The following is a 21,663-nucleotide window of genomic DNA, read 5'->3' as shown; positions in this document are numbered from 1 at the left end:
ATAATAATTCTAGGTGTGCTGAAAATATATTTTGTTAAAATATAATAAATTCATTATGAAGTTATATTTTCTGCATATTAGGGGGGATATTAATTAGTTTGTAATGCTATTTTTACTTTGAATATAAATTGTTAATTATAGATAAGCTTGCAAAGGCTTATTTTTTATTATGCTTAATGGGGTGAATTTGGATGAACAAGAAAACAGATGGAGCAGTAACAGTGTTCTTGAGCTGTATTTTACTAATAATAATTGTATTTACTTGTACCGTTATTGATTCAACTAGGATCAGGGTAGCTAGGTTACAATCTCTAAGGGCTCTTAGAAACGCTACTAATTCAATTCTAGCTAGCTATGATTCACAAATATCTGATGAATATGGGATGTTCATGTTAGAGAAACAAGACTATACTAATAAGATTGAAGAATATGCTAATGTTTCTCTTGAACCTAAGGATAATCTACCAGAAATGAACCGTATATATAAAAGATTATATTCTGATGATAGCAATAGGGATTTTAATTTATATGACTATAATCTTAAGATAACTAGTATCATGCCTACAGATACTATAGTGAAACCTGATACTGATTATATCAAATTAGAAATTCTGGAATATATGAAATATCGAGCACCATTATTAGTAATAGAACCTATTCTCGAAAAACTTAAGCTCATAACTAAAGCCTCAAAAACCACTGAATATGTAAAAAACAAAATGGAGATAACTAATAAAGCTGCTAAAATAGATGATGAATACAAGGAACTTGAAAGATTAATAGATGGTCTTAACATCAGCAAAAAAGGAAAAATAAGTTATGAAGACTTCTATGTAAAAGGAATAATTCAAGATAAAGGTATAACTAGAGACAAATGTTTTAAGGAAATACCTGATAAATATATAAGAAGCAGATTACAAGAAACCATATTTGATATTTATGGTGATATTAATAAGCTAAGATATGATATGGATTATTTCAACAGTTGTAAGACTTCAATGATAGATACATATAAAGAATTATATTATATAAGACAAGAAATAAGTGAGCTATCTGATAGTGATTTAGCAGATCAAGATGAAATTAAGTATCTATCTAAATTAATAGAAAGAAGCAATGAACTTCATAATTTGTTTATTAATCATTTAGATACTGTTAGGGTTTATAAGGATAACATAGAAAGATGTATTGTCAATCTTTCCTATCTGCCAGCATATCTAGAGAGTAACAAATCAGCTCTTGAAGTAATTGAGAAAATACAAGTAAAAGGGAATAGAATAAAAGAATCCATCAATGAACTAGAAAATAATATGAACAATGATAAAGAGGATATAATTGAGCAAACATCTAATGCGATAAAAAATGAACTAAAAGATTTAAAAGGTAGGTTAGTAATAGAAGATAAAGAAGATAAAACATATACTCTAGTAAATAATCTGTTAGCAATAAAGGATGAACTCCAGAATAATATTAGGGTATTGTCAAGTAATTTACCCTATGTAAAAGATTTGAATAATATGAAAAATAATCTAGTGAATCATATGGTATATGGGGAATTTAACACAGAAGAAAAAGATATATTATATGCTTTTATGAATGAACTTAAAACAACAAGTAATCTATTAACAAATCAAAATAGTTATATGAATACATATAATGATAATAATTATACAAAAGAGTTTAAAAGGTTATTATATCAATTAGAGAATGGTTTACATAATAATTATTCAACAAAAAATATGGTATTCAATTATGGGGATATGAAATCTTTATCAGATAAAGAAAAAGATAAAAAAGACCCTAGAAATGAGGTAACAGATGTTACCCAGTATATTAAGTTCAACAAGGAAGACCAAAATGTAAGTAATGAAATAGATAAGAATAACATACCTTCTATCCTTAGTTCCAATAATGATTATATTAACTTAATCAATGAAGAAGATGTAGATTTTGAAAATGAGGAAGAGGATAATTATACTAACAAGTCGTTAGATGTCTTTGGAAATATTGTTGATAAATTAAAAGATATTACTTATAACCTTAGAGATGAAATATATATAGGTGAATATATATTAGGGAATTTTAAATCAGCTACAGATAACTCATCCGATACTCTTCCATTAACTTTAAGTAATTATTCTAAAAATGATCATTATCTAAATAATGAAGTAGAATATATTCTTGGAGGGAGTTTAGATGAAAATTATAACTTAAAACATGTATCACATACTATATTAGGTATTAGATTTGTTATGAATTATATACATATACTGACAAACGCTAGCAAGAGGACCTTAGTGATGAGTATTGCTACTTCAATAGCAGGATGGTGGACTTTTGGATTAGGTACATATATTGTTGCGGCACTTATTATGGCAGCATGGAGTTATGCTGAATCATGTGTAGATGTAAGATATCTGTTACAAGGGAAAAAAGTTGCTTTTATTAAAACTAGTGGTGATTGGTATACCAGTTTAGAAGGAATCGCAAACGGTATTATTGACGAAGCAACTGATTACGTTACAAATAAATCTTTGCAGTTAATTGATGCAGCTTCAAAGACTATACAGAGTAATATATCTTCTATAACTAAAAGATTAGAGGGTAGCGTATCAGATTATGCAGAAGATAAATTATCACAAGTGCTAGATGAAGCAAAGAGATCACTTAACTACACCATTGATGAAGTTGATAATACTATTGATATTATTATCAATGATTCATTCAATAATCTTAGGGAAGGAATAAATAATCGTCCTTTACCGGATAATTACAAAAATATTGATTGTAATGATTTAATAAAAGAAATCATTGATACCATATATAATGAATATGCTAATCAAATAGTTAATGGGTCATATTCAGAGGTTATTTCAATTAAAAAAGAGATACTAGAAAAGTTCAAGGAAAAGATAGAACAAGCTAAACAAAAGATTATTAACACAGTTCTAGAAGGAATAGGACAGATATCTTATAGATTTGAATCAGAAATAAATGAAGTAGTTAAAAAAACATCATGTAAATATAAAGATATAACTAAAAAACATATTAACAGCATTGCTGATATAGTAAGAAAATCAACAGTACAAAAGGTAAATATTGATATAGATAACAGCTTAAAAACTAAAGGGAAAGGTTCTAAGATAACTTCACTGATGCCATCATTCTCTTACAATGATTATCTTCGTTTAATGCTATTGATAGGAGTAGATGATGATGTTAAGTTATATAGAGTACTTGATTTAATTCAATTTAACGTACAAAAAAGTAGGGAAGAGAGTGATTTCAATCTTAAGGATTACTCAGCTGGCTTGAATGTTACTGCTGAAGTATCAGTTAATTTCTTGTTCTTTGATTTACCATTTATGCCAGATGAAGCAAAGGACTTAGCTGATAAAGGTTATAGTTTTAAAATTAATACATCCATGGTTTACTAATTATGAAAAGAGGCATATATAGCATGAAAAAACTAAAAGGTTCATTGACAGTAGAAGCAGCCATTGTGTTACCTATTTTTTTAATGGCCATATTATCTGTTGTTTATATAATTAAGATTATGTATATACATGAAAGTATTCAATATAGCTTATCAGAAACAGCAAATGAATTAGCCACCTATTCTTATATAATGGAAAAATCAGAAATATTAAATGCACAGCAAGAAATATATAAGACAGCTAGCGAGAATGTAAAAAATACTAATGAGAATATAGATAATATTAATGAAAACTTAGAGAGTATATTTAATATTATTGATGGAGGGAATTCCTATATTAGTGGTAGTGATATAAATATAAAAACTACATTTGAAGATATGTATGGTAGCGGTAATCTAAATGAATATATAAAGGATTTTGCAAAAACCATATCTAAGATTAAGGAGCAAGTAATAGGGAATGCCAGTGAAGCTTATAGAAGCCTTAACAATATTATAAACTCGGTAGAAACAATATTACATAGTATCAAAGGAACATTAATTAGTGAATGTATATATGATGGTTTAGCTGTTTCCAATAATTTTGTGGGTACTAAGATTGCTAAGAGTATTTTTAATGATCATATAAGTGATGAACAATATAAGAAGTGGTATATAGTTAACGGTAAAGATGGAATAAATTTTAGATATTCAAGGTTTATGTTAGATGATGAAGATATAGACTTGATTGTTAAATATAAACTGGAGATTCCAATACCTTTTCCTGGGATAAAAGATATTTATATAACTCAGAGAGTAAAGGTAAGGGGATGGACAGGTAATGGTAATGGATTCAATTCTTGTTTGGAAGATGATAATATCGAGACAGATGAAGCTAGTGAAGATGATATAATTGTGTATTGTGTACAAGATAGAGAAGTATATCACACATATATTACTTGTCTAAACAATATAACCATGTGGGAAACATATGACATTAAGAAGCATGGTTCAAAATTATGTGAAACATGTGCTAAGAATATAGATAAGTATAATACTAAAATTGTATACTACACTCTGGAGGGAAAAGTATATCATGTTAATCACTTATGTTCCCAGATACATTCTGATAATATAATGGAGTTGTCATTAACACAAGCTAAAAATATGGGTAGAAGAATATGCAAAAACTGTGAGAAGAAAAAGAAAAGGATTGATTCAAAATGAGTATGGTAATTATTCTAATAGGTTTGGCATTAGGAATACTAACTTATAGTTATTCTTTTGATACTAATATCAAAAATGTGTTTTCAAGTTATAATAATAATAAAATCAAAGAATTATTGGTTGTAATAGTAGTAACTACCATGACATATCTATTTTACTATCAATACCAACTAACCAATTATTTTATTGTCATGGAATTGACTACTTGGTTTTTGATAATTACTACCATAAGTGATTGCAAAAATAAACAGATACCTATAGATGTTGTAATAATAACATTTATTATTGGAGTGATATTATTATTTTTTAATCCTAATGTCATATGGACTCATTCTCTTATAGGATTTGTGGGAATAGGTGGAGTTATAGCACTGATTTCAGTCCTCACAAAAGGAGCTATAGGTATGGGAGATGCTCTTGTTATAGGAACTATTGGTCTAATACTAGGATATAAAATGGCATTAGCTGTTTTGCTATATTCATTAGTGTTAAGTGGATTGATAGGGTTAGGATTGATGGCATTTGGTAAGGTGAATAGAAAAACTAAGCTGCCGATGGTGCCTTTTATGCTGTGTGCTTTTTTAATAATAGTTATGCTATGATGAAATCTATTAAATAATCTTTTTGAAATCAGGTGATATATAATTATGAATAATAAACTAGGTGGAAGTTTAACTGTAGAAGCAGCTCTAGTCTTTCCTATAGTATTTTTTGGGGTAATAAGTTTGATATACATAGGTATCTATCTTCATGATGTAACGTGCATGAAAGCTATAGTTAATGAAACAGCTGATCGTTATGAATTGGCTTATGTTGGCAAAATTGATTTTGATACAGGAAAAGTATTATCAAATGATAGTAGATTGAATAGAGGTTTGTATTGGAGGTTCAAATCAGGTAATATCCTAAGGGATAATGTTAAGACTTACGTAACAAAACAAATGAAAAACCAGCTAATATTGAAAGATGATAAAATCAATGTAGGTATAAAGGTAACAAACTCTGTATTAAGAAAGAAGGTTACTATAACTGTAAACAAAGACTTCAATACTCCTATCAATGTAATTAATAAGATATTGAGTATTAATAATAGACAACTTACTATGTGTGTAAATTCAAAAGTAGTAATAAATGATCAGGCAGAGTTAATAAGAAATGTAGATTTACTTGATGATATATCAGATTATATTCCCTCAATAAATAAAGCAAAGATGATATATAAGGATAAAGTAAATAAAATTGTAGATTTTTTTAGAAAATTATAATAGAAGAAATATTTTTTATGATATAATTGCTGAGTAACAATCTATAGACGGTAAAAATGTAATAAAAGAAAAAGAAATTATTTTGGGGTAGGAAGATGATCAAGATATTACTTAATGAATTATACAGAAGGAATGAGTATCTTATGAATATGAAGGCAAAAGAAATATTAAAAAAGTTATATGGATATGATGATTATAAGAAAGGTCAGGAAGAGGCCATAGACAGTATACTTAATAATAAGGATACTGTAATTATTATGCCTACAGGTGGTGGTAAATCAATATGTTATCAGATACCAGCACTTATATTTGATGGTATAACTATAGTAATATCTCCTCTTATATCTTTGATGAAAGATCAAGTTGATAGTCTTAAGGCAACGGGAATAGATTCTACATATATTAATAGCACTCTATCTTATGAAGATATTGAATATAGATTACAAGCTATAGAAGAGGGAAAATATAAGATTGTTTATATTGCACCAGAAAGACTGGAAACTGAAAACATGTACAGGATAACAAGAAGAAATAAAATATCTTTTATTGCCGTAGATGAAGCTCATTGTATTTCACAATGGGGGCATGATTTTAGACCTAGTTATATGATGATAAACAAATTCATAGATAATCTTGATGAGAGACCTATTATTGCAGCTTTGACAGCTACTGCAACCAAAAGAGTTGAAGAAGATATAATTAGTGGGTTAGGATTAAATAATGCAAATGTATTCAAGACCGGATATGATAGAGAGAATCTTACATTTACTGTGTTAAAAGGTGCTAACAAAAATAATTTCATTATAGATTATGCTAAAAAACATAAAGAAGAAGCAGGAATCATCTATGTAGGAACAAGAAAAGATACTGAGAATCTATGTAGATTACTAATTAAGCAAGGTATCAACGCTGGTATGTACCACGGGGGTATGAATTCTCAACAAAGAAAAGAAAACCAAGACAAATTCTTATTTGATGATATTGACGTAATGGTAGCCACTAATGCATTTGGTATGGGTATAGACAAGTCTAATGTTAGATATGTAATCCATTATAATATGCCCGAAAATATAGAGGCTTATTATCAAGAGGCAGGACGTGCTGGAAGAGATTCGTTAAACTCTCAATGTATACTGTTGTTTAGTGCTGGTGATGTACAGCTTAGAAGGTTTCTAATTGATAGAGCAGATGAATTAGATGATACAAGAAAAAGATATAGATATGAAAAACTTCAAAAAATGACTAAATACTGTCATGTAACCACTTGTCTTAGAAAATATATACTAGAGTATTTTGGAGAAGAAAATATTAAAGATTCATGTGGTAATTGCAGTAATTGTAATGAAGACATTAAAAAAGAGGATATGACCATAGAAGCCCAGAAAATTCTATCCTGCGTCATAAGAATGAAAGAACGTTTTGGTACCAAAATAATTGCAGAAGTATTAAGAGGTTCTAAAAATAAAAGAGTTCTTAGTCTAGGATTCAACAACCTATCAACCTATGGGCTTATGTCAGAATATACTATTGATAGTATAAAAAATATGATAAACCTATTGATTGCAGAAGGTTACCTTAGAATGACAGCTGATGAATATCCTGTTATCAAGATAGATAATAAAGCAATTCCTGTACTAAAAAATAACGAAAAAGTATTTAGAAATGTAATGAAGACAGAAAAAATACAAGTAAAACAAGAGTTATTTGAGAAGTTAAGAGTACTTAGACGTAGAATTGCTAGTGAGCAAAATCTTCCACCTTATGTAATATTCAGCGATGATACACTAAAAGAATTAAGCACAAAATATCCTACAAGCAAATATGAAATGATGAACATTAAAGGTGTTGGGGAGAAAAAGTACGAGCAGTATGGTGAAATGTTCATGGAAATCATAAGACAATACGTAGAAGATAATAATATAAAAGTAGACACAATTAATTACTCTGAACCAATTACTAAAAAAACTAAGAAAAAAACCAATGAACCATCATATGTTATATCAGCAAAACTATATAATGAATTAAATGACATTAAGGAAGTGGCCAAAGAAAGAGGATTAACTATAAGAACTATTGAAAATCATATATTTGAAGCGTATACCAATGGAGTAGATGTTGATATTGAAAAGTTCATACCAGAAGGGGAAGAAGATACAATCAGAAGTACCATTGATAATATTGGTTTAGACAAGTTAAGACCTATCAAAGATGCACTGCCTGAGAATATAAGTTATAATGCCATTAAGGCAGTAATTGCTAAATGGTATTAATAAAGAATTATAAAATTTGACAAAAAATATATTTAATGGTAAACTACCTAGCATAACAAAGCATTGTTATGCTAGGTAATCTGTTTCTATGAACAATGAAAACCCAGTGGCAATAATATAGGTGGTGTTACATATGAATAAAGAGTTATTAAAGGGAACAACAGATATAATGATATTGAATCTGTTAAAGAAAGAACCTATGTATGGATATGGAATGATTAAAGAATTTGCAATCTTATCAAAAGGAACTTTCAAATTCAAAGAAGGAACCCTATATCCCATATTACATAATTTAGAAAAAAAAGGGCTTATTGAGTCTCTATGGAAACAAAATCCAGGAGAAAGAAAAAGGAAGTATTATCAGATTACCCAAAAGGGTATAAGTACTTTAGAAGAAAGAAGTACGGAATGGGAGATATTCCAACAAGCCATTAATGAAGTGTTGAGTTATGAGTAGAGAGTATAGATATTGTTTGAAAAAAATATATGTAATGAATATATTTTTTTTTGTAAAAAAATCGTTGACAAGTAAATTTTTTTGTTATAAAATAGTTATAAGTTATAACTATTTAACTATACAACTGTTATAACTTATAATTATTATAAAGTATAACAGTTATATATCTAATAAGTAATGAGTTATAAATCATTATGTAGGGTATGAAAAATGAAAGGAAGGTATATATGATTCAAAGAGAAAGGTTGATACAATGTATATTAGGATTCTTTCCTCTTATTAACGAAAAAATATTCAAAGATATAAAGTATAAGAATTCATTACATCAAATGAGATTGATTGGTATGTTAGAGCATAACAATGGAAAACCAATGAAATATTTTTGTGAGAAATTAATGATTCCAAAATCAAATTTGACAAAGGTAGCTAATAGATTAATAGAAGAAGAATTGATTGAAAGAAAAACAGACGAAAAAGATAGACGTATTATTAATTTGTATATAACGAAAAAAGGGAAAGAAGAGTTAGCTAAACATAAACAGGTTATGAAAGAAAATATTAGAATTAAATTAGAAAAGCTATCCAATGAAGACATCCAGAGGCTTATTTCCGATTTTGAAGAAATAGAATTAATATTAAATAAGCTTTAGAAGATTACATCATGAAAGGAGAGATAAAATATGATTAAACTTCTTAAAGGTTTAAAACCTTTTAGTTTATCAATTATTATTATACTTATATTTACATTTTTAAGAACTTTAACAGAGTTATTTTTGCCAACATTAATGTCTGATTTAGTTGATATAGGTATTGTTAAGCAAGATATAGGGTATATAGCAAAAACAGGAGCGTTTATGCTACTTATTGCTTCTCTAGGGGGCCTATGTTCTATATTGACAAGCATGATGTCAGCAAAGACTGGAAGTGCATTTGCAAGAAACCTAAGGAATAAGGTCTTTAAAAAGATTGAAAATTATTCGTTAAAAGAATTTGATGAAAAAGGTACTGCTTCACTAATAACTAGAACAACTAATGATATTACACAGATACAAAGTCTTGTTGTTATGTTATTAAGAATGTTTATTAGGGCTCCTCTAATGGCTATAGGTGGTATAATTATGGCTATTAACAAAAATCCTAATCTATCGTTAATTATTATAGTAGTTGTTGTTATATTAGGGATTGTAATAGGTTTGGTGGCTAGTAAAAGTATACCTATGTTCAAGTTAATGCAAGTTAAGGTAGATAAGCTTAATCTAGTACTAAGAGAAAGATTAACTGGTATAAGGGTTATTAGAGCTTTCAATAAGATTAATCATGAGAAGAAAAGATTCAATGATGCTAATAAAGAGTTAACTAATACAGCTATAAAAGTTAATAAGTTAATGGCATGTTTGGCCCCAATACTAATACTGTTATTTAATTTTACAACTATATTCATTATATGGTTTGGTTCTTATAAAATTAATAATGGTGCTATGCAAGTTGGAGATTTAATGGCATTTATCCAATATGTATCTCAGATAATGTTCTCATTAATCATGTTAACTATGATTTTTATCTTGATACCACGTGCTTCTGCATCTGCTATTAGAATTAATGAAGTTTTGAATGTAGACCCTGAAATCAATGATCCTAATGATCCAGTGGAAAAGACTGAAAAAAGAGGATATATTGAATTTAAAAATGTATCTTTCAGATATAATAATGCTGAAGGTGAAGCATTGAAAGATATATCATTTCAAGCTAAACCAGGAGAGATTACTGCTATTATAGGGGGAACTGGTTCAGGAAAATCTACATTAGTTAACTTAATATCTAGATTTTATGATGTATCAAAAGGTAGCATATTAATTGATAATGTTGATATTAGAAAAATGTCTCAGAAATATCTACGAAGTAAGATTGGTTTAGTTCCTCAAAAAGCAGTATTATTCAGTGGAACAATAAATGAGAATATCAGATTTGGAAAAGAAGATGCAAATAATGAAGAAATAATTCATGCTTGTGAGATAGCACAAGCAAATGAATTCATAAATGATATGAAAGAGGGGTACGATTCTGTAATTTCTCAAGGTGGTACTAATATATCAGGTGGACAAAAACAGCGTTTGTCAGTTGCAAGAGCTTTAGTCAGAAAACCTGAAATATATATTTTTGATGACAGTTTTTCAGCTTTGGATTTCAAGACTGATGCGAAACTTCGTCAAGCTCTTAAGAAAGAAACACTAAATGATACTGTAATAATTGTTGCACAGCGTGTGACTACTGTAATGAATGCAGATAGAATTATCGTTCTAGACGAAGGACGTATTGTAGAAATGGGAACACATAAAGAATTGCTAAGCTCAAGTGATGTATATAGACAGATTGTATCTTCACAGCTTTCAGAGGAGGAATTAGCATGAGTAAAGGTAGAGTAGGGAGAGGACCGGGTAGAGGTCATGCCATGAGTATGCCTGTAGAGAAAGCAAAAGATTTCAAAGGAACATTAAAAAGACTATTAGGGTATCTAAAACCTAGAAGAGTAAGTCTTATCTTCGTAGTTATAATGGCTATTTGTAGTACAATATTCACTATTTTGGCACCAAAGATAATGGGAAACGTTACAACAAGACTTTTTAATGATTTTATGGAAATCATTAAAGGAGTTCCTAATGCAGCAGTTAACTTTGATGTTATATGGAATATTCTACTTGTGCTAGGGATTTTGTATATTTTAAGTTCTTTATTCAGCTTCATTATGCAATTCACTATGGCAAGTGTTGTTCAAAAAACAGTTTTTAACATGCGTGAAGATGTTAGTAGGAAGCTTACAAAATTACCACTTAAGTATTATGACTCTCATACACATGGTGAAATACTAAGTCGTGTTACTAATGATATTGATAACATAAGTAATACTTTGCAACAAAGTGTTATACAGTTAATAACTTCTATAATAACTATAGTAGGTGTTATTATCATGATGTTGACAATAAGCCCTTTGTTGACACTTATTACTATTACCACATTACCATTAAGTATTATAATTACTAAGAATATAGCTAAGATGTCACAGAAATATTTTAAGACTCAGCAAGAAATAATTGGTAACTTGAACGGTCATGTTGAAGAAATGTATACAGGGCATAAGATTGTAAAAGCTTATGGACATGAGAAAAAAGCCCTTAAAGAATTTGAAGAGATTAATGATAAATTATATGAGGCTGGTTGGAAAGCGCAATTTATTTCAGGTATTATTATGCCGATGATGAGTTTTGTTAATAATCTTGGTTATGTATTTATTTGTATAGCTGGTGGTATATTGATGATAAAGAAATCTATACAGTTAGGTGACATTCAAGCTTTTATCCAATATTCAAGAGCATTTGGTCAACCTATTGTTCAAACAGCTAATATTGCTAATATTATTCAGTCAACTATTGCATCAGCTGAGCGTGTTTTTGAAGTATTAGATGAAGAGGAAGAGATACCGGATAAAAAGAATTCAGTGCAAATTGATAATCTACAGGGTAATGTTAGATTTGAGCATGTTGATTTTGGTTATAAAGAAGATGTTATTCTTATCAATAATATGAATATTGATGTTAAGAAAGGTCAAACAGTGGCTATAGTGGGTCCTACTGGTGCTGGAAAGACAACGTTGGTTAATTTACTTATGAGGTTCTATGAACTTAGGGATGGTACTATAAGCATTGAGGGTGTTAACATTAATGATTTGAGAAGAAGTGATCTTAGAAATCTGTTTGGTATGGTTCTTCAAGATACATGGTTGTTCAAAGGAACCATAAGAGATAATATCGCTTATGGAAAAGAAGGGGCTAGTGAGGAAGAAATCATTAGGGCTACAAAAGCTGCACATGCGGATCATTTTATTAGAACCCTTCCAGAGGGGTATGATACTGTACTTAATGAAGAAGCTAATAATATATCCCAAGGACAGAAACAGCTTTTGACTATTGCTAGGGCGATACTTGCTAATCCATCAATTCTAATACTCGATGAAGCAACAAGTAGTGTTGATACTAGGACGGAGATATATATTCAAAAAGCTATGGAGTCACTTATGAAGGGAAGAACAAGTTTTGTTATTGCCCATCGTTTGTCTACGATTAAGGATGCGGATATGATTATTGTGATGAATAATGGTGATATTATAGAGAAAGGAAATCATCAGGAATTACTTGAATTCAATGGTTTTTATGCTGAGCTTTATAATAGTCAGTTTGTTGGAAGTGAAGAAGCGGTTTAGAGATTTATTTCAAGGCTTGAGATTTTATTTTTGATGGCTAGTGCAAGGTGTATATAGTAGGTTTAACTTGCCTTACCCTGAGAAGCGGTCGGTCTGCGTTAAACCTACTATATACACCTTTTTTATGGCTAGGGTAGCGGGGGGGTGAAAATTATAATTATTGATGTATAATGTTAAAAAGATAAAGGAGGATATTATGGGATATGCAATCGAAGTTAATTTTGATAAAAAGAGTGAAGATAAGTAAATAGAATATTGGAGACTATTATGTCAAAATAATATTAGTTCATACATGTATAAAAATGGGGCACACCCACATATAGCGTTTGCTGTTTTTGATGAAAAGACTAAAGATATTAGTGGGCTTAAAAAATTTTATAGCACCAAAGGTATCTCAACAGTTATTGGAGTATCATAAGGGTTTCATTAGTAGAATTCTTTCCTAGTAAATATTTAGAAGTGATAGAGTTATAGTAATAAATATTTGACAAAACAAATAGATATATGTAAAATTAATTTCAGAGTGAAATAATTGAGCTATACTTATATAGTAGTAAAGGATTGATACAATGATAAATAAAAATATAAAAGGCACATCAGCTCTTAGACAAAAAAATAGGATACAGATTATTGACTATATTAGAAAGAATGCTCCTGTTACTCGTATAGATATTTTTAATGGTACAAACATTTCAAGACCTACAATAACAAGGATAGTTAAGCAGCTGGTAGAGGAAAAAATAGTTGAGGAAAGTGGTATGGTTGAAACTCACGCAGGGCGAAAACCTATTTATCTTAAGCTAAGAAAATCTGCTTTATGCTGTATGGGAATGAATATATATAGAAATAATATTAGAGCATCAATAATAGACTTAGATAAAAATATATTAATCAGTAAAAAGGTTTCTATTAATAATGTGAAAACAGAAAAAGAGTTTTTAGAAACTGTACTTGATATGATTCATAGTTTAATTGATGAATCAAAAATATCAATAAAGCATGTAATTGGTATAGGAATAGGTTCTTCAGGAGTTGTTGACTATGATAAGGGCATACTACATAATTTTAATCCACATCTTAATATTAGAAAGGTTCCTTTGAAGACTTTTTTAGAAAAAGAGCTTAATATTCAAACTTTTGTTGATAATAATCCAAACACAAGAGCTTTAGGTGAATATTGGTATGGCTATGGTAGAGGGTATAAAGACATAGCTTATATTGTCTGTGGTGAAGGTATTGGAAGTGGAATTATTGTTGATGGTAATATCCTAAGAGGAAAAAATAATATTACTGGTGAATTTGGACATATGACTGTAGCTGTTGATGGTAGAGAATGTAATTGTGGAAGATATGGTTGTGTAGAAGCATATTGTTCTACTGAAGGGATAGAAAAGATTTTAAACGAAAAGATATCAGAAGTTGACACATCACCTATAAAAGATTTCATAGAAGGAAATAGTAGTAAACTAAATTATAGTTTGATTTGTGAATTTTATAATAAAGATAGATTTTGTAAGGAAGTATTGGATCAAGCGACAACTATACTTAGCATTGGTTTGTCTAATCTTATGGGAATACTTAACCCAGAAATTATTGTTTTATCAGGTGAATTATTTGATAATGATTTTATGTTTGACCAAGTAATAGATAAGACTAAACAGGAAGTATTCACTAATATCATTGGAGATATAAAGTTCAAAAAAAGAGAGCAGTTGGATTATGTATATGAAATTGGAGCGGCGGCATTAGTATATAAAGCATATTTTAAGAGTGTATAGAAATTTAATATTCAGAGGTTAATCACTAGTATATAATTGCCTAACATTGGGCTTATAAATTATTAGAATTGGTTATATTCAATTAATTTATATTCAAATAGCTTTAATAGATAAAATATTATGGAAGTTAATATTAAATCAAAGAGATATAAATGATACATCATCTTGACAAAACTTTAATAAGGATATAAAATAAAAATAGGTTAATTTCAGACTGAAATTTAATTGGTAAAAATGTATTATATAATAATTTAAAAGTGATTTACTCACTTTTTATTATTGGATAAATAATTTCAGACTGAAATTATAAAAAATGAAAGAAGGTATGATATGAAAAGATTAAAAATTGGTCTAGTAGGATTAATGCACAAAAATTTCACAGGTGACAAAGTAGGTGTTTATAATCGTTCAAAACAGGAAATAAACAAACTAAGTGAAGAGATGAATTTTGATGTTGTATGTGTAGAAGATGGAATATATACTGACCAAGAAGCTGAAGCAGCATACATTTTTCTAGAAAAGGAAAAAATCGATTTTATTATGATTCAAAGTAGTGCTTTTAATTCAGGAACAATTATTCCAATTTTAGCGAAATTAAATATACCTATTGGTCTATGGGCAGTTCAAGAACCAACTTCGTCAGGTCCATTACCAATTAACTCTTTCTGCGCAATGAACATGAATGCTAGTATCATAGGGCAGTATCTAAAAGAATTTGATTTACCATTCAAATGGTTCTACGGCTATATGAATGATGAATTATTCAAGAAAAGATTTAGAATAACAATAAAGGCTCTTACAGCTATAAAAAATATAAAAAATGCAAAGATTGCTCTAATTGGTGGTATTGCTAATGGATTTGACAATCAATATTTTGATGAAAGAAAACTTCAAAAAAGATTTGGAGTAAAGCTATGTAGAAATCATGAATTTTCTGAGATAAAACATAAAATGTTATCTTATAAAGATGAAGATGTGCAAGATATAATGGAACAAATATTACAAGATAGTTGTAGTTGCAATGCTTTAGCAAAAGAGAAAATAAATAAAAATGCACGTTTGATTAAAGCTGTTGTAGATTTTAAAGAAGAAAATGGATATGATGGCATTGCTCTTAGCTGTTGGCCAAAATTCAGAGTAGAACTTGATATGGTTTCATGTGCAGCAATAGGAAGGCTTAATCAACTGTATTTTACTACGGCTTGTGAAGGTGATGTATACGGACTGATTACTATGATGATGATGAGATATATGAATGATAAACCTTCATTACTTATGGATTTATCTGATCTTGATGAGCAGGATGAAAGTGTATTATTCTGGCATTGTGGTTTGGGATGTAATAATGTAGCTTATAATGGAGAAGTTAAATTAGCCTCTCACTGTAATCCAGGACCTTGGTCTGGAGAAGGACTCAAAGAAAATGCTCCAGTAGCTGATATGATTTTTGCTAAGCAAAAAGGGACAGCTGCAAGATTTACTAAAGATGGGGAAGAAATGTTTCTCCTCACAGGAGAATTTAATAATCCAGAAAAACCAAGTTTTGATGGTTCAAGAGGATGGATGTCCAACTTGAAACTTAATACAAAGCCAATTAAAGTTAGAGATTTGGTGGAAACTATTATTATGAAGCATCAACCACATCATTATGCCCTAGCATTTAATGATTTAGGTGAAGAAATGATGGAAGTAGCCGCATGGCTTGGTATTAAACCAATGGAAAAAGTAACTTATGAACATTTTTTACAAAGATAATATAAGGAGGAAGAATAATGTCATTAGTACCTATGAAAGTATTACTTGATAAAGCTTTAGAAGGGAAATTTGCCTATGGAGCATTTAATGTACATACTACTAACGAAGTAAAAGCAGCAATTGAAATTCATGAAACATTTAGATCACCTGTTATATTACAGATAATAGAATTTGCAACTGGTTTTATAGCAGGTAGAGAAGATTTTCTTAATGCAACATTAGAAGAAAAGATTGAAGGTATTAAGATTATAACTGAAAAAGTAAAAGAAGCTGCTAAGAAAACTGATATACCTGTAGTTCTACACTTGGATCATGGTCATGATAAAGAACTTGTGAAAGCTTGTATTGACGAAGGATTTACATCAGTAATGATTGATGGCTCATATCTTCCATTTGAAGAGAATGTCGCTCTTACTAAAGAAATAGTTGATTATGCACATAAAAAAGGAGTTACAGTTGAAGGGGAACTTGGAGTATTAGCAGGTAGAGAAGATAATGCTAATCATAGTGGTTCATTATATACAGACCCTAACAAAGTATGTGAATTCTTTGAAAAAACAGGTGTTGACTGTTTAGCTATATCTTATGGTACTAGCCATGGAGCTGCAAAGGGTAAAGACGTTGTAATCAGTAAAGAAATTGCTATAGCAGCATATGAAAATATGAAATTCAAAAACATTAAAGGTTCTCTAGTTTCTCACGGTTCTTCAACTGTTCCTAAGTATTTAGTTGAAGGAATTAATAAATTAGGTGGGAAATTAGAAAATGCACATGGTATCCCTATTGAACAAGTGCTAGAAGTAGTTCCTTACGGTATAGCTAAAGTAAATGTAGGAACAGATATCAGATTAGCAATTACAAGAAATATTAGAGAGTATTTTAAAAATAATAAGAACATAGATGATAATTCTAGGGTTGGACAAATCAAGAAAATTGTAGAAGATAGACCAGAATTAATTGACGAAAGAGTTTATTTATATCCAATGTATGATAGTGTAACTGATGGAACAGGTAAAACTGCTGAAGAAAATGATATATTAGACTGTGTTGAAAAAGGTGTTAAGGAGATAGTGGGACAATTGATTGTTAAATATGGTCAAGTTGGTACTGCTGAATTATTTAATTAAAACCTTATTACTTATAAACAAAAATTCCCCTTTTATATATAATATTTTATATGTGTAATATTAATAAAGGATGAATAATTATCAATTATTCATCCTTTAAATAATGGTTATTGGATATAAATGGTGCAAGTATAGTAGCTTATAATGAAATTAAGGGTGTTACATTCAAGATTCAATGGAAATTGTAGGCATATTAATAATTTTACTTGAAAAAAAACCAAAATCGTATATAATATATAATAATATATAAGTACTTAAGAAGCTTCTTTCATAATTGAAGGAAGCTTTTAAGTTTAATATCATATAAATATATTAATATATATTGGAAAAGGGTGGACAGATGGAAGAATATGAAGTGATTATTAGGATAGTTATAGCTATTCTAGTAGGTGGATTAATAGGCTATGAAAGGCAGATTACCAATAGACCAGCTGGTTTTAGAACTCACATACTAGTATGTGTTGGTGCCGCAGTAGTATCTATTATTCAAATCGAGTCAGTTGAAAGAACAATAGCTCTAATTCAGGAAAAACCAGAGTTGGCTAATGCTCTAAAAGCTGATATTGGTAGGATGGGAGCACAAGTTATAACTGGTGTAGGTTTTCTTGGTGCTGGAACTATAATCCGTGAAAAGGGATTAGTAAAAGGATTAACAACTGCTGCTTCTATATGGGTAGTTGCTTGTATAGGTCTTGCAATAGGTCTTGGGATGTATGTAATAACAGCTGCATCTACTATTGGAGTATTTATTTCACTAGTTATACTTAAGAAAGTGGAAGACAAATTCATTGACAAAGTATCAACTATTTCCTTGGATATACAATATACAGGGGATAAGGAATTTATGAAAGGTATTCAAAAATACTTTAACATGAAGAATATCAAAGTAAGAAAAATTAAATTCTTAAGTGAAGAAGAAGGTTTAGATGAAACAGCTGCTACTAGTGAAGGAGAGATCATTAGACATTCAATTTACAGCATTGATGTACCTAAATATGTTAATTGCACTAAAATAGTTCAAGATCTATGCAGGAAAAAGAATATTAAACAGGTAAAGATTTTATAACCTGCATGGTATTTTGGTTAGCAGATACTCAAGTTTAACTAAAATACATAAATAAAATAATTAATTAATACTTATTGATAGACTCATACATTTGGGTCTATCTTTTTATTATCTATATGAAATATGACGAACGAAACGTCCCATAGTCATATATGTGGGAAATTGATATAAATGCCTGTTTTTAGGGGGTATCTATTAATATAATACAACAATATTAATATTTTTTAATATGAAAAAAACGCAAAGAATAAAAATAATACTATAAAATTAAAATTATATTATTGAAAGTTGGGCAAAATTAATGTATCGTGTAATCATCCAATAAGCAATGCGCGCAATAAATGTTGGTTGTAAAATTTAACCATTATTCTTATGAAAACAACAGGGAGGGTTACATCAAATGAAAAAATTTACAGTAATTTTATTAATTATTGCAATGTGTTTAGCTAGTTTTACTGGTTGTGGTAAAAAAGATAGTGTAAATGTAACGTCTAATGAAAATAATGATGAATCAAACAAAGAGAAAAGCAATGAACCAGTTAAGTTAAAATTATTTTTACATAGTAAAGATATTCAAGAAGAGTCATTTACAAAAGATTATATTGAAGAAAAAACTAATACTATATTAGAAGTTACACAAGTAACAACTAAAGAATTGGAAAATAAATTAAATCTTATATTAGCTTCCGGTAATAGACCTGACATTATGAATTTTTATACGGATGCAATGGAAGATAAGTTAGTTAAAGGAGGAGCATTGATTCCTCTTAATAAATATTTTGATAAATATCCAGAATTAAAAGCAGCTAGAACCGATAGAGAATGGGAAGTAATGACTCATGATGATGGTAATATTTATGCAATTGGGATAAGTACAGCAAACCCATTATCAATTATTGGTTATAGAAAAGATTGGTTAGATAAGTTTGGAATGGATGTTCCTACTACACTAGATGAATACTATGAATTTGCAAAAGCAGTAGCCTTAAAAGATCCAGATGGGAATGGAAAGAATGATACTTATGCTTTTGGAGGCTATAGTATAGTAGATAGATACATGGATCATATCTTTGGTGCCTATGGAGCATTACCTCACTATTGGATGGAAAAAGATGGAAAATTAGTAAATGGCTCTGTTTTACCTGAAGCAAAAGAAGCATTAAAATTCTTAAAGAAAATGTATGATGAGAAATTAATAGATCCAGAATTTGTAACAGATGATAGTAAAAGATGGAAAACAAAAGTAAAAGCAGGTACATTTGGTGGTGGTGAAATGAAAATACATTTATTTGACAAAAATAATCATCAAAATTATTATGTGCCTTTCAAGACAAAGAATCCAGAAGGAGAGTTTGTGTTTGGACCTATTCTAAAAGGTGGTTCAGATAATCCTGTTGGTATAAGAATGGCATCTATAAAAGGTTGGGTAAGAACAGGTGTTAGTAGTGAAACGAAAGATGTAGATGCAGCTCTTCGTTTGTTAACTTGGACAGCTAGTGAAGGAAATAAGTTTATTAATTATGGTTTAGAAGGCGAGCATTATAAAGAAGAAAACGGTAAACTTATTAGAACCATTGATAATAATAAATCTAGTGAATTAGATATTAATAAATATAATATTGCTAAAAAAATATTATTTAATCACTCATCAAATGAACTATTTGATGCATTTAAACATAATGAATCAATAGCTTTAGCAAATCCAGCTGACGGAATTTTGGTATCAGAAGCTACTAAATATGATGCGGATTTAAGAGATTTTACAAATATAGAATTTATTTCTATGATTGTTGGAGCTATTGATATAGAAACTGGTTTTGATTCATTTGTAGACGAATGGAATAAAAGAGGTGGAGAAGCTTTAACTAAAGCGCTTAACGAAAAATACCAATCAAGATAATAGGAGTAAATATTTTTGATAGTGTGTTCTAGAGAAGTCATTTAGAACGCACTGGTTATTTATGACTATAGGAAAGAGGAAAACAGATGGTTATTAAATCCAATGAACAAAAACAATTAAAAAGCTATAATAATTCATCAAATAAGTTATTGAAATATATAAAGAAAAATAAATGGTTATACATCTTATTAATTCCAGGTTTAATGTATTTTATTCTTTTTAGATATGTACCTATTTTGGGTTTGATTATTGCATTCAAAGATTACGATATATTTAAAGGTATTTTTGATAGTGCTTGGGTAGGATTTGATAATTTTAGAGTGGTATTTGGTTCAAGTGATTTTAAAAAAGTATTTTCTAATACAATGGTTATCAGTTTATTGAAAATATTAATCGGTTTTCCTGTACCTATTATTCTAGCATTAATGCTTAATGAGATGAAAAATTTTAAGTTTAAACGAATGAGCCAAACCGTACTGTACTTACCACACTTCTTATCATGGGTTGTAATAGGGGGAATTATGTTAAATTTATTCTCTCCAAGTTATGGTGTAGTAGGTGAAATTTTTAGACTGTTTGGAATGGAACCTGTTAACTTGTTGGCAAGTAAAAAACATTTTAGAAGTATTTTGATTATATCAGATATATGGAAAGAGTCGGGTTGGGGAACTATTGTCTATTTAGCTGCGTTAACACAGATTGACCCTAATTTGTATGAAGCTGCTAATATAGATGGTGCAAGTAAATGGAAGCAAACAATTCATATTACTTTACCTGCAATCTCAGGTATTATTGTGATGCTACTAATATTAAGAATTGGTAGAGTAATGAATGCAGGATTCCAACAAATCATGGTATTACAAACACCATTAGTTCAAAGTATTAGTGATATTTTTGATACATATGTCTATAGAAATGGATTAACCAGAGGACAATATAGTATAGCTGCAACGGTAGACATGTTCAAATCAGTAGTAGCATTATTATTAGTAGTAACTACAGATAAAATCAGTAAGCGTATTGGTGAGGAGGGATTATTATAATGGTTAGTAGAAAAGTAACTCCATTTAAAATATTTAATTATACTTTCTTTGTAATAATTGGTCTTCTTATGTTTTATCCATTTTGGTATGTATTAATGTATTCAC

The 21,663-nt window shown here is 29.2% G+C and carries 15 protein-coding genes; all 15 read left to right on the top strand.

The genetic code is table 11. The features are described from left to right. The first annotated feature begins 191 nt into the window (after nucleotides 1–191). The 15 genes from N4A55_RS15590 to N4A55_RS15520 all read left to right on the top strand — a co-directional run bounded on the left by N4A55_RS15590 (nucleotide 192) and on the right by N4A55_RS15520 (nucleotide 21,558). On the top strand, nucleotides 192–3,437 hold the full coding sequence (locus N4A55_RS15590; RefSeq protein ID WP_293758124.1) for a DUF5702 domain-containing protein: 3,246 nt from the start codon (nucleotides 192–194) through the stop codon (nucleotides 3,435–3,437). A gap of 23 nt (nucleotides 3,438–3,460) precedes the next feature. Then, complete coding sequence (locus N4A55_RS15585) at nucleotides 3,461–4,642, top strand: TadE/TadG family type IV pilus assembly protein (protein ID WP_293758121.1); 1,182 nt, start codon at nucleotides 3,461–3,463, stop codon at nucleotides 4,640–4,642. Next, nucleotides 4,639–5,244: a prepilin peptidase gene (locus N4A55_RS15580; protein ID WP_293758119.1), complete on the top strand. Its 606-nt coding sequence runs from the start codon at nucleotides 4,639–4,641 to the stop codon at nucleotides 5,242–5,244. The genes N4A55_RS15585 and N4A55_RS15580 overlap by 4 nt, the downstream gene beginning before the upstream one ends. Nucleotides 5,245–5,289: 45 nt before the next feature. Further along, nucleotides 5,290–5,907: a TadE family protein gene (locus N4A55_RS15575; RefSeq protein ID WP_293758116.1), complete on the top strand. Its 618-nt coding sequence runs from the start codon at nucleotides 5,290–5,292 to the stop codon at nucleotides 5,905–5,907. 95 nt (nucleotides 5,908–6,002) lie between these two features. After that, nucleotides 6,003–8,177, top strand: coding sequence for a DNA helicase RecQ (gene recQ, locus N4A55_RS15570; protein WP_330666442.1), 2,175 nt, complete (start codon nucleotides 6,003–6,005; stop codon nucleotides 8,175–8,177). 133 nt (nucleotides 8,178–8,310) lie between these two features. Further along, entirely contained in the window at nucleotides 8,311–8,634 is a 324-nt protein-coding gene (locus N4A55_RS15565) for a PadR family transcriptional regulator (RefSeq protein WP_293758113.1), read from the top strand. 227 nt (nucleotides 8,635–8,861) lie between these two features. Further along, nucleotides 8,862–9,284 (top strand): MarR family winged helix-turn-helix transcriptional regulator, encoded by a 423-nt coding sequence (locus N4A55_RS15560; protein WP_293758110.1) that lies wholly within the window; start codon nucleotides 8,862–8,864, stop codon nucleotides 9,282–9,284. Between the two features lie 30 nt (nucleotides 9,285–9,314). Next, nucleotides 9,315–11,042, top strand: a complete 1,728-nt coding sequence (locus N4A55_RS15555; RefSeq protein WP_293758107.1) for an ABC transporter ATP-binding protein — start codon at nucleotides 9,315–9,317, stop codon at nucleotides 11,040–11,042. Beyond that, on the top strand, nucleotides 11,039–12,889 hold the full coding sequence (locus N4A55_RS15550) for an ABC transporter ATP-binding protein (protein WP_293758105.1): 1,851 nt from the start codon (nucleotides 11,039–11,041) through the stop codon (nucleotides 12,887–12,889). The genes N4A55_RS15555 and N4A55_RS15550 overlap by 4 nt, the downstream gene beginning before the upstream one ends. Before the next feature lie 569 nt (nucleotides 12,890–13,458). Then, a complete protein-coding gene (locus N4A55_RS15545; RefSeq protein ID WP_293758103.1) occupies nucleotides 13,459–14,667 on the top strand; it encodes an ROK family transcriptional regulator in 1,209 nt (402 codons plus the stop codon). Nucleotides 14,668–14,997: 330 nt separating this feature from the next. Continuing rightward, nucleotides 14,998–16,422, top strand: coding sequence for a hypothetical protein (locus N4A55_RS15540; RefSeq protein WP_293758100.1), 1,425 nt, complete (start codon nucleotides 14,998–15,000; stop codon nucleotides 16,420–16,422). Nucleotides 16,423–16,439: 17 nt separating this feature from the next. Then, complete coding sequence (locus N4A55_RS15535; protein WP_293758097.1) at nucleotides 16,440–17,549, top strand: class II fructose-bisphosphate aldolase; 1,110 nt, start codon at nucleotides 16,440–16,442, stop codon at nucleotides 17,547–17,549. 340 nt (nucleotides 17,550–17,889) lie between these two features. Further along, complete coding sequence (locus tag N4A55_RS15530; RefSeq protein WP_293758095.1) at nucleotides 17,890–18,615, top strand: MgtC/SapB family protein; 726 nt, start codon at nucleotides 17,890–17,892, stop codon at nucleotides 18,613–18,615. Nucleotides 18,616–19,015: 400 nt separating this feature from the next. Next, nucleotides 19,016–20,515: an extracellular solute-binding protein gene (locus N4A55_RS15525; protein WP_293758093.1), complete on the top strand. Its 1,500-nt coding sequence runs from the start codon at nucleotides 19,016–19,018 to the stop codon at nucleotides 20,513–20,515. 86 nt (nucleotides 20,516–20,601) lie between these two features. Beyond that, nucleotides 20,602–21,558: an ABC transporter permease gene (locus N4A55_RS15520; protein WP_293758091.1), complete on the top strand. Its 957-nt coding sequence runs from the start codon at nucleotides 20,602–20,604 to the stop codon at nucleotides 21,556–21,558. Nucleotides 21,559–21,663 lie beyond the last annotated feature (105 nt).

It is taken from the genome of Vallitalea sp. (genome assembly GCF_025211055.1).
In the GTDB taxonomy this organism is placed as follows: domain Bacteria; phylum Bacillota; class Clostridia; order Lachnospirales; family Vallitaleaceae; genus Vallitalea.
This window is presented reverse-complemented; position numbering and strand designations above follow the sequence as displayed.

Bases quoted from the DNA above. Each gene is read 5' to 3' on its own strand.
- N4A55_RS15580 (WP_293758119.1), top strand. From the start codon at position 4,639: ATGAGTATGGTAATTATTCTAATAGGTTTGGCATTAGGAATACTAACT.
- N4A55_RS15590 (WP_293758124.1), top strand. From the start codon at position 192: ATGAACAAGAAAACAGATGGAGCAGTAACAGTGTTCTTGAGCTGTATT.
- N4A55_RS15575 (WP_293758116.1), top strand. From the start codon at position 5,290: ATGAATAATAAACTAGGTGGAAGTTTAACTGTAGAAGCAGCTCTAGTC.
- N4A55_RS15550 (WP_293758105.1), top strand. From the start codon at position 11,039: ATGAGTAAAGGTAGAGTAGGGAGAGGACCGGGTAGAGGTCATGCCATG.
- recQ (WP_330666442.1), top strand. From the start codon at position 6,003: ATGATCAAGATATTACTTAATGAATTATACAGAAGGAATGAGTATCTT.
- N4A55_RS15530 (WP_293758095.1), top strand. From the start codon at position 17,890: ATGGAAGAATATGAAGTGATTATTAGGATAGTTATAGCTATTCTAGTA.
- N4A55_RS15540 (WP_293758100.1), top strand. From the start codon at position 14,998: ATGAAAAGATTAAAAATTGGTCTAGTAGGATTAATGCACAAAAATTTC.
- N4A55_RS15560 (WP_293758110.1), top strand. From the start codon at position 8,862: ATGATTCAAAGAGAAAGGTTGATACAATGTATATTAGGATTCTTTCCT.
- N4A55_RS15555 (WP_293758107.1), top strand. From the start codon at position 9,315: ATGATTAAACTTCTTAAAGGTTTAAAACCTTTTAGTTTATCAATTATT.
- N4A55_RS15525 (WP_293758093.1), top strand. From the start codon at position 19,016: ATGAAAAAATTTACAGTAATTTTATTAATTATTGCAATGTGTTTAGCT.
- N4A55_RS15520 (WP_293758091.1), top strand. From the start codon at position 20,602: ATGGTTATTAAATCCAATGAACAAAAACAATTAAAAAGCTATAATAAT.
- N4A55_RS15585 (WP_293758121.1), top strand. From the start codon at position 3,461: ATGAAAAAACTAAAAGGTTCATTGACAGTAGAAGCAGCCATTGTGTTA.
- N4A55_RS15565 (WP_293758113.1), top strand. From the start codon at position 8,311: ATGAATAAAGAGTTATTAAAGGGAACAACAGATATAATGATATTGAAT.
- N4A55_RS15535 (WP_293758097.1), top strand. From the start codon at position 16,440: ATGTCATTAGTACCTATGAAAGTATTACTTGATAAAGCTTTAGAAGGG.
- N4A55_RS15545 (WP_293758103.1), top strand. From the start codon at position 13,459: ATGATAAATAAAAATATAAAAGGCACATCAGCTCTTAGACAAAAAAAT.